This window comes from Erythrobacter ramosus, from assembly GCF_009828055.1.
GTDB lineage: Bacteria > Pseudomonadota > Alphaproteobacteria > Sphingomonadales > Sphingomonadaceae > Erythrobacter > Erythrobacter ramosus.
Map to the genome: position 1 here is coordinate 1 of NZ_WTYB01000009.1, position 8696 is coordinate 8696.

6 protein-coding genes are annotated in these 8696 nt (G+C 58.4%); all 6 read left to right on the forward strand.

Going from position 1 to position 8696, the window contains the following annotated elements:
- The first annotated feature begins 91 nt into the window (after window positions 1-91).
- The 6 genes from GRI59_RS15520 (at window position 92) to GRI59_RS15545 (ending at window position 8093) form a co-directional block, all read left to right on the forward strand.
- The gene (locus GRI59_RS15520) at window positions 92-688 is read left to right on the forward strand and encodes a TIGR03032 family protein (RefSeq protein WP_202391058.1); all 597 of its coding nucleotides are present in this window, start codon (window positions 92-94) and stop codon (window positions 686-688) included.
- A gap of 229 nt (window positions 689-917) precedes the next feature.
- Window positions 918-2732 carry a GMC family oxidoreductase gene (locus GRI59_RS15710; RefSeq protein WP_202391059.1) on the forward strand — a complete coding sequence of 605 codons (1815 nt, stop codon included), beginning with the start codon at window positions 918-920 and terminating at the stop codon, window positions 2730-2732.
- A gap of 111 nt (window positions 2733-2843) precedes the next feature.
- Complete coding sequence (locus GRI59_RS15530) at window positions 2844-3236, forward strand: cupin domain-containing protein (RefSeq protein WP_160762169.1); 393 nt, start codon at window positions 2844-2846, stop codon at window positions 3234-3236.
- A 266-nt stretch (window positions 3237-3502) separates the two neighbouring features.
- Window positions 3503-4438, forward strand: coding sequence for an SDR family NAD(P)-dependent oxidoreductase (locus tag GRI59_RS15535; RefSeq protein ID WP_202391060.1), 936 nt, complete (start codon window positions 3503-3505; stop codon window positions 4436-4438).
- A gap of 485 nt (window positions 4439-4923) precedes the next feature.
- The gene (locus GRI59_RS15540; RefSeq protein WP_160762170.1) at window positions 4924-6132 is read left to right on the forward strand and encodes a vanadium-dependent haloperoxidase; all 1209 of its coding nucleotides are present in this window, start codon (window positions 4924-4926) and stop codon (window positions 6130-6132) included.
- A gap of 350 nt (window positions 6133-6482) precedes the next feature.
- On the forward strand, window positions 6483-8093 hold the full coding sequence (locus GRI59_RS15545) for a hypothetical protein (protein ID WP_160762171.1): 1611 nt from the start codon (window positions 6483-6485) through the stop codon (window positions 8091-8093).
- Window positions 8094-8696 lie beyond the last annotated feature (603 nt).

Consider the following 8696-nt stretch of genomic DNA (forward strand, 5'->3'; position numbering starts at 1 on the left):
GATTCCTCGCCATCCCATTCCTCCTTCATGACCTATTCTAAAATAGAAATTGGGCCACTCAGAAGGGGGCAGATCATTCATCTCGCGGCTCGTGCCTGAGGACCGCTGCCACCTGAACGGCCTCGCTCTGCGCGATGGCAAGGCAGCCTATGTCACGATGGTGAGCCAGTCAGATACATTCGATGGTTGGCGCGATGGTCGACGCGATCAGGGCCTCGTCATGGACATAGCAAGCAACGAGATCATCTGCTCGGGCCTCTCGATGCCGCACTCGCCGCGCTGGCACGAAGGTAAGCTCTATCTTCACAACAGCGGCACGGGCGAATTTGGCTATGTCGACTTTGCGACTGGCGCCTTTGTGCCGATTACCTTTTGCCCGGGCTACCTTCGCGGGCTTGCCTTCATGGGCAATGTCGCAGTGGTGGGCATGTCGTTGCCGCGCGATAACAAGACCTTCAGCGGTCTGGCGCTCGATGATGCGCTGGAACAGCGCAAGATGAACCCGCGCGCTGGGATATATTTCATCGACCTTGCCACCGGCGCTGTCATGCACACGATCAATTTTGAAGGGATCGTGACGGAGCTCTATGACGTCGCCATTCTCCCCGGCGTCCGCCAACCAGCAGCGCTCGCACCGGCCTCAGCCGAAGTCCGACGCACTCTCAAGGTCGATGCGAGCAACTTCTGATGATCGAAGACAGGAACTGCGCGCGGAACTGATGTGCGACGCATACTCGCCGATTGCCTCTATTCGATACTGGACGACACGCCCATGGCCGCAATTTTTGATGAAGCTGGCCTCCGGCAATCCCGGGGCGGATTATAGAATTGCATGGCCCAACTCTCGGACCCATGTATAACTCCCCCATCGGCAGTGTCGTTGCCGTGACGGTCGCAAAAGCTCGGGGGGGTGTGCGATGGCAGCTGCATATGATTTTGTAATTGTTGGTGGTGGTTCGGCTGGGGCCGCGCTTGCAGCGCGACTGAGCGAGGATCCGGCGACTAGCGTTGTGCTGGTCGAGGCGGGTGAGAAGCCGCCCGAGCGCGAACTGATGCCAATGGCGTGTGCATCGTTGCAACTCGATCCCGAAACCGACTGGATGTATCGCGCCGATGCGGGAAAGGGAGGGCAAGGCTTCCTGAACAAGACTATGCCGGTCCCGCGTGGACGAATGCTCGGCGGGTCGTCAGGGATCAACTACATGGCTTTCGTGCGCGGCCATCCCGGGGATTATAACCATTGGGCCGATTTGGGCGCTAAAGGCTGGAGCTTCGAGGATGTGAAGCGCTGCTTCGAACGCATGGAGGAAGTCCGACCTTCCAATGAAGCAATCATCGATAGCGAGGGACGCGGACAATCAGGTCCCATTGGGGTGGGTATCCGGTCGCCAGTGATCCCGGCCGCGCGCCAGTTTGTGAAGGCTGCAGAGGCTACGGGGCTGGTCCAGGGCGACTATAACGGAAGCGGGCGGAATAATCCGAATGGGGTGGTCTCTCTTATGCAGACCAACACGCGTAAGGGCCGACGATCCAGCACCTATCACGGCTATCTCGAGGGTGAGGCAGAAAGGCGTGACAACCTTACAATCATCACCGGCGCTTTCGTCCAGGGGTTGTTGCTTGAGACCTTGCCTGTTGGCCTCGTTTGCAAGGGAATCAGGTATCGCGACAGCGCTGGCCGGCTGCAGGAAATCCGGGCTGCAAGGGAAACGGTCCTTAGCGCTGGCGCGGTTGGTTCGCCTCATTTGTTGATGGTGTCCGGCATCGGCTGCCGCCGCGAGCTTGAAGCGGCTGGGATCAAGTGCCTGCTCGACAATCCCCACGTCGGCAAGCACCTCAAGGATCACTATCAGGTGCCAATGGTTTTTCCTGCGCCTGGCATCGGGGTTCCCTTGGCCGAACTCGGCTTGTCACTCGGGCCAGATGCCTTGCGGGGACCAAACGGACCCTTGCCAGAAGACCCGGCCGACGACGTGAATCTGACGCCTGAGCAACAGGAAATCAAGCAGGAGGCCGAACGCCGACTTGCCGAATGGCACGAGCATGGAACCGGTTACGCTGCATCCTCGATCTACGACGGCGTTGGCTTCTTCTCGACCGGCCTTGGCGATGACTACACGCATGATGCCCAGATCGGGCTTATCCCGACTTGTTATGGGCGTGATGTAACCGGCGACCGTCTGCTGATTGATGTCGACCAGATGCTATCCGATCCAGATTCAGTGCTGGCTCATGAAGCTGAAAATGTGACCTTCCTGGCAAGCAATTGCGTCCCACATGGACAGGGCGAAATCCTCGTGAGAAGTCCTGATCCGGCTGTCCATCCGGACATACGATTGAACTATTTCAGTGATCCTCACGATTTGGCGGTCATGGTGCGGATCATGCGCAAGGTGCTTGAGATTGCGTCAAACTGGCCTGGAATGGGCGAATGGTATGTGCCGCCCAGGCTTGCTGAATTGCATGGCTGGAAACCTGGTGATGACTATAGCGACGCCTTGCTCGAGAACATGGCACTGCATTTTGCCGTGACGGTCTACCATCTCTGCTGCACGTGCCGCATCGGCGATGTCGTTGACGAACGCTTGCGGGTGAAAGGGGTCACTGGCCTGCGCATTGCCGATGCGAGCATTATGCCGGAAATACCCAGCGGCAACATCAACGCGCCGTGCATCATGATTGGCGAGCGCGCCTCTGAATTGATTAGGGAAGACCATTTAGTCGCAGCTTAGGTAACATTGATGGTCTGAAGGGAAATGCTGGAGGGCCCTCTTTTCATTTGTTCCCATCCTTACAGCCTGATCGATGGCAACTAACGCGATACGCAAGATGAAGGGGCAGCAATGATTACCGGCAAAATCGAGGTGGTGTATCCGTCTGACGTTGAATGGTCCGAAACTCTCATCGAGCACATCGGGCGGCCATTTTACATCAAGCCCCTGCTCGACGAACCGGAAACCGGCATGGGCGTAGTGATGCTGCGTTACCCGGCCGGCTTCATTAACCCTCACCACACGCATCCTTGTGGCCACGGGATGTATGTCCTTGAGGGCAAGCTGGTCACCCATCGTGGTGAATTCGGTCCGGGAACTTTTGTCTGGTTCCCTGAGGGCGAACCGATGCAACATGGCGCGTCATCGGATCAAGACATGGTCGCGCTCTTCATCACGAACAAGCCGTTTGGTATTGAATATATGGTCGAAACATCTGAACAAAAGCCCGGGGATGTCCGCTAGGGTATCGACCTTTCTCGACCCACGTTCAGTTGACCGCAGGGGCCCGGCTCAGCTCTGGAACCTGCCTCGCGGCTACCGCAGGATGTCTCTTAGATACCGAAATTCTCGTGTCGCCCCCGGAGTTGCCAAGGCACTGCGACAAGTCCTTACAAGAGTCGAAGTGATCTGGTTACCCAAACCGTTTTGGAAACCGCATTTTGAGGGTTATTGGTAGACGCAGGAAAATACTCAGCCGGAAAAGGCTTGGCAATTCGGGGGCGAGGATTATGGCGCTGAAAGACTTTGCAGGAAAGATCGCGGTCATCACCGGAGGTGGGACGGGAATGGGGCGCGAACTGGCGCTAGCCTTGGCTGCTGAAGGCTGTTCCGTCGCGATGTGCGATGTGTCAGCAGTGAACATGGCTGAGACGGAGCGGCTTTGCCGCGCCGCCGCGCCGCAGGGGACGATGGTCCATTGCACCCGCGCCGATGTCGCGATCGAAGGGGAGATGAATGCATGGGCCGACGAGGTGCGCACCGCGTTTGATACCGATAAGATCCATCTCTTGTTCAACAATGCCGGGATCGGCGGCGGAGGCAGCTTTGTCGCAGGCGAGCGCGCTGCTTGGGAGCGGACGTTCAATATCTGCTTTTACGGTGTCATTCACGGCGTCCGCGCATTTCTGCCCCTACTGAAAAACGCGGAGGCGGGCCATATCGTCAACACCTCCAGCATCAACGGCTTCTGGGCCACACTTGGGCCGCAGCGTCCGCATACCGCCTATTCAGCTGCGAAATTTGCAGTGAAGGGCTTTACCGAGGCGTTGATCGTCGATCTGGCCAACAACGCGCCGCATATCACCTGCTCGGTCGTTATGCCGGGCCACATTGGCACCGAGATTGCGGGCAATTCGATGCGGATCCAGGGCGGGGTCGAAAATGAGCTCAACTTTATTCTGGAAGCGCAGGGTATCGATCCGTCAACCCTGAGCGAGGATCAGATCATCGAACTCGCCAATGCCGATTTTCGCGATACCGCGCCGATGTCGTCGGCGGAGGCGGCCAAGGTGATCTTGGACGGAGTCCGGGCCGGACAATGGCGCATCTTGGTCGGGGAGGACGCTAAGGCGCTCGATCAGTCGGTCCGTGCGCATCCGGATCAGGCCTATACGCAAGGTTTCCTGGACAGCCTGCAAGCCAAGGGCCATTTCCCAAACTTATGATTTCGAGTGACTGAAGTCAGCGCAACACCCTCTTGGGGGAGCTAAGTCAGTAGGCGTCATACGCTTGAACAACGGTCTAGACGCCGGTGCCAATCGATACCGCGCGCGGCGGTGCCAAAGGGAAATTCAGCCCCTCAATGATGATCAATCAATGATTTAGGCGTTCGACAGCATGGCGGTAAAAGCTTTCCTGCGGGACAAGCGGCTAATCGACGGGGCCACCAAACGAAACCCGATGTGACGACGGCGAACGGAGCCCAAATCTCTTGCAAAGCTGGGCCTGCACGTCCGCTTTCCAACCATCATCGATCATGAGCAGAACCGATGCGCGACCCTGAAAGCGGCGTGGCGGCTTCTAGCGAAACCAGACGTTCTGACGGTCGTGTATGACCGGGTCTGGTGGCAGCATCGAGCGCCTTTGCGACGGGCCGAAAATAGTATAGCGCATCTGGGCGATCAAATCGGCCCTGGGGGGGGGATTTTCTATGCGTAATGTGAACCATTCGTGGGTTCTTTGCGCGGCCATTGCAGCCGCGTTTCCAGCAACAAGCGTGTCTGCCGGTGTCGTCAACAACGTCCTGACGCAATGGCGTGGCCATGCCGACAAGTGCGAGGATCCGCGACAGCTCGATATGGAGGCGATGGTCAATGTCGCTATGTTCGAAGCCATCAACGCGGTCACACCGAAATACACGCCCTACACCAAGGTGATCAAAGCGCCGGAAGGCAGTTCGGCGCAGGCAGCAGCCGCGCGCGCGGCGCATGATGTGCTCGTGCTGGTCTGTGCCGATCAGAAGGGCATGTTCGAGGCTGCACTGAAAACATCGCTCGAAGCGGTCACCGACAAGGCCGCGCGCGCCAACGGCGAGAAAGTCGGGATGGAGGCAGCCGCGGCGGTCATCGCCGCCAGAGCCGACTCCAACGCCGAAGGCAAGGACCCGGTGAATCGCCCCCAAACACCGGGAGCCTATGTTCAAACCACGCCATACATCGGCATGGTCGTGGCCAAGCAAACGCCCTGGATCATGACAAGCCCTGATGAAATGCGGCCTGCGCCGCCGGTCGCCTTGGATAGCGAAATCTGGGCGCGTGATTTCAACGAGGTCAGGACGCTGGGTGCGAAAAACGCGAAAGATCGCACCGCCGAACAGACCGACATCGGCGAATTCTGGGCCGGGCGCAGTGTACGGATCGTGCTCAACCAATTCATCGGCCGCCCGGGACGCAGTCTGGTGGATGATGCGCGCTTTCTTGCTCTAGCTGAAATGGCATGGGCCGATTCATACGTCTCAATGATGGATGGCAAATACCATTACAATTTCTGGCGTCCCGTAACCGCCATTCGCAATGCCGAAACTGACGGGAATGACGCCACCGCGCCCGATACCCAGTGGGAAGCCATGGTCACAACGCCGTGGCACCCTGAATATCCTTGCGGCCATTGCCTGTCTGCGGGCGCGGTGGGCGCGGTCATCGAACAGGAATTTGGCAGCAGCTCTCCGCCGATCGTGCTTGAAATGGAAGACGCTCTGCTTCGCCGCTACGACACGCCGCAAGAGTATATCGACGATGTTTCGGAGTCCCGTATCCTTGCCGGGGTTCATTACCGCTTCTCTATGGAAGCGGGGCGCAAGGCGGGCATCGAAATCGGCAATGTAGCCGCGAAACGATATTTCACGCCGCTGAAAAGATGATCTTCCAGATTTGTTTGGGCAAAAATCTGATCCGCGCAGCTCACATGAAGCCGCCTGTCGCATTCCCACCCAGTTCCGGTCACGAGTGGGGCCGCTGCGCTATTCCAAAAGGGGCATGGCAGCTTTAGACTTGATCCTACCAAAAGCGGAATTTCGCAAACCGACCCATAGCGGTCACTTCGCCGAACGCTTCACGCCTTCAACACGCTTTTGCCCGCGATTAGAGACAAGGCCGGTCCGGGACCGCAAGCCATTTTGAATTGACGCGTTTTTGACGATAGCGCGCGCTTGGCCTACTATGTCCCACGCGCTATCCCCGTTTCGAAGATGCCTTCATCAAGGAATGTGGAATGGGCAGTGAATACATCCTCAAGCCGATCTCATTCATTGCGCTGCTGTGCGCAACGACGGGCGCGGGCGCGCAGGACAATGACGGCGGTCATAGCGAACGAGGCGTCAGGGCTTCAGGTGAAGCAGCGTCCGCCATTAGCCATTCGGATCATGGCGCCATGTCCCAGCCAGCAGCCCCCAAACTGCTGCCGAACTACGGCAATGGCGGATTTCCCATTGCGACCAACGTCCCTGAGGCCCAAGCCTTCTTTGACAATGGTATCGAGCTTGCCTTTGCCTTCGCCCACCAGGAGGCAATCGACGCGATGGCGGAATCGGTTCGGCTGGACCCCAATTGCGCGATGTGCCTTGCCGGACATGCTTATGCGCTTGGGCCAACTCTGAATTACGGCAAGGAAATGGAAGAGCGTGCGGTGCCTTTGGCAGTGGCGAAGCAGGCCCTTGCTTTGGCAAAAACGGGCGGATCCGCATTGGAAACTGGCTTTGCTGCCGCATTGGTTGAACGCTACCGCAACAAGGGCGATACCGCAGAGCGGGACCCTGCCTATGCCGGCGCGATGGCGCGTCTGGCGGCCGCACATCCCGACCATGCCACCTTGCAGGCCCTGGCCGCCGATGCTCAGATGACTTCCGACTACGGCAAGGAATCGATGCGCATCGCCATGGATTTCCTCGAGCCGGTGCTAGCGCGTAATCCCGACCACACGGGAGCTATTCATTACTACATTCACGCAACCGAGATTTATGGCGAACCGGGTTTGGCAGAGGGTCAGGCTGATCGGTTGGCTGCGATGAAGCTTGATGCCAGCCACCTCGTCCATATGCCTGCGCACACCTATTATTGGGTCGGACGCTATGCCGATGCCGCTGATGCCAATCGGATCGCGGTGCAGATTGGCGAGCATCAGGCCATGATGATGGGTGATGATGATCCGATGCGCGTCTGGAACATCCCCTATCACACCCACAATGTGATTTTCGGACTGGGCGGTGCGATGATGGCCGATGATTCCCGAACAGCCTTGATGCTTGCGCGCCCGCTGGTTGCCCGTGCGCAGGCGCAGGAAGAGGGCGGCTTTTTTGGCCAATTACTGCTTTCGTCTGCGTATTTCGCGATGGGCCGGTTTGAAAGCCCTTTAGCAGTGCTCGAACTGGAAGAGCCGAAGCTGCCTTATCTGAAGGCTGCCTGGCACTATGCCCGTGGCGAAGCCTACGCGTTTCTGGGTGACACCGAAAAGATGATGGCGGAGCGCGATGCCATCCCAGTACGCGTCGAGCTTTCGGAAGCAGATGAGGAAAATCGTTTGGCCGCCGCTGACCAGATGCTGGCGATCACACGTGCCGTGCTGGTCGGCCGGCGGGCGATGATGGAAGGGCGCTACCACGACGCCGCTGCCTCATTTGCCGAAGCTGCGCTGATTGAGGAAACAGAAGACTTCAGCCGCTTCACCGATCCGCCTGCATTCTGGTATCCCGTCCGCCGCGATCTCGCCCAGGCGCTCCTGGCTACGGGAGACAAGGAAGGGGCGCTTCGCGAAGCGCGTGCCACGCTGAAAGTGCGTCCGCGCGACCCAGTGGCCGAAGCACTTATCGCTAAGCTATCAGCCTAGGGTTGTGGCCCCGGCTTATCCGGCTCTTCCGTTCTGGCCCAAGAACGGAAGAGCCAGTGTCGCACCACCAGAAAGCGGCCATTCAGCTCTCCACCCACCTTCGGTCATAAGCGGGGACGAGGGTCATTCCCGAAAACGGAATGAAGGCTTCCGGCAGAAGCGGATATTCGATGCGGTGATCGTGAACAACCGGGTCTGGGTCGGCAGCCGACACGGTCCTATTCAGCCCGCGAATGGGGGCTATGGAGGGGGCGTTTCCCAAGGGCCGCCATTCTGTAGTCGCCCCCAAAACCGCCACTCGGACTGGTTCCGGAAAGATCGGGCATCTCTAGCGGCACGCGCGAAAGGACTCGACCGCGTTTGGGAGCTGCCCCTGACGGCAGGGGAGCGCCATTGATCAGCGGCAACTCCACTGGCCTTGGACTTCATGCCAAGCTACACGTTCACAGAGTGTATAGTATGTCGGGGGGCATCTTCAGATGAGAAATTTACTGGTGGTCATTGCGGCGTTTTGTGCCGTGGCCAGTGATCTGCCCCCTTCTGAGTGGCCCAATTTCTATTTTAGAATAGGTCATGAAGGAGGAATGGGATGGCGAGGAATCA

Bases quoted from the DNA above. Each gene is read 5' to 3' on its own strand.
- GRI59_RS15710 (WP_202391059.1), top strand. From the start codon at position 918: ATGGCAGCTGCATATGATTTTGTAATTGTTGGTGGTGGTTCGGCTGGG.
- GRI59_RS15530 (WP_160762169.1), top strand. From the start codon at position 2,844: ATGATTACCGGCAAAATCGAGGTGGTGTATCCGTCTGACGTTGAATGG.
- GRI59_RS15535 (WP_202391060.1), top strand. From the start codon at position 3,503: ATGGCGCTGAAAGACTTTGCAGGAAAGATCGCGGTCATCACCGGAGGT.
- GRI59_RS15540 (WP_160762170.1), top strand. From the start codon at position 4,924: ATGCGTAATGTGAACCATTCGTGGGTTCTTTGCGCGGCCATTGCAGCC.
- GRI59_RS15545 (WP_160762171.1), top strand. From the start codon at position 6,483: ATGGGCAGTGAATACATCCTCAAGCCGATCTCATTCATTGCGCTGCTG.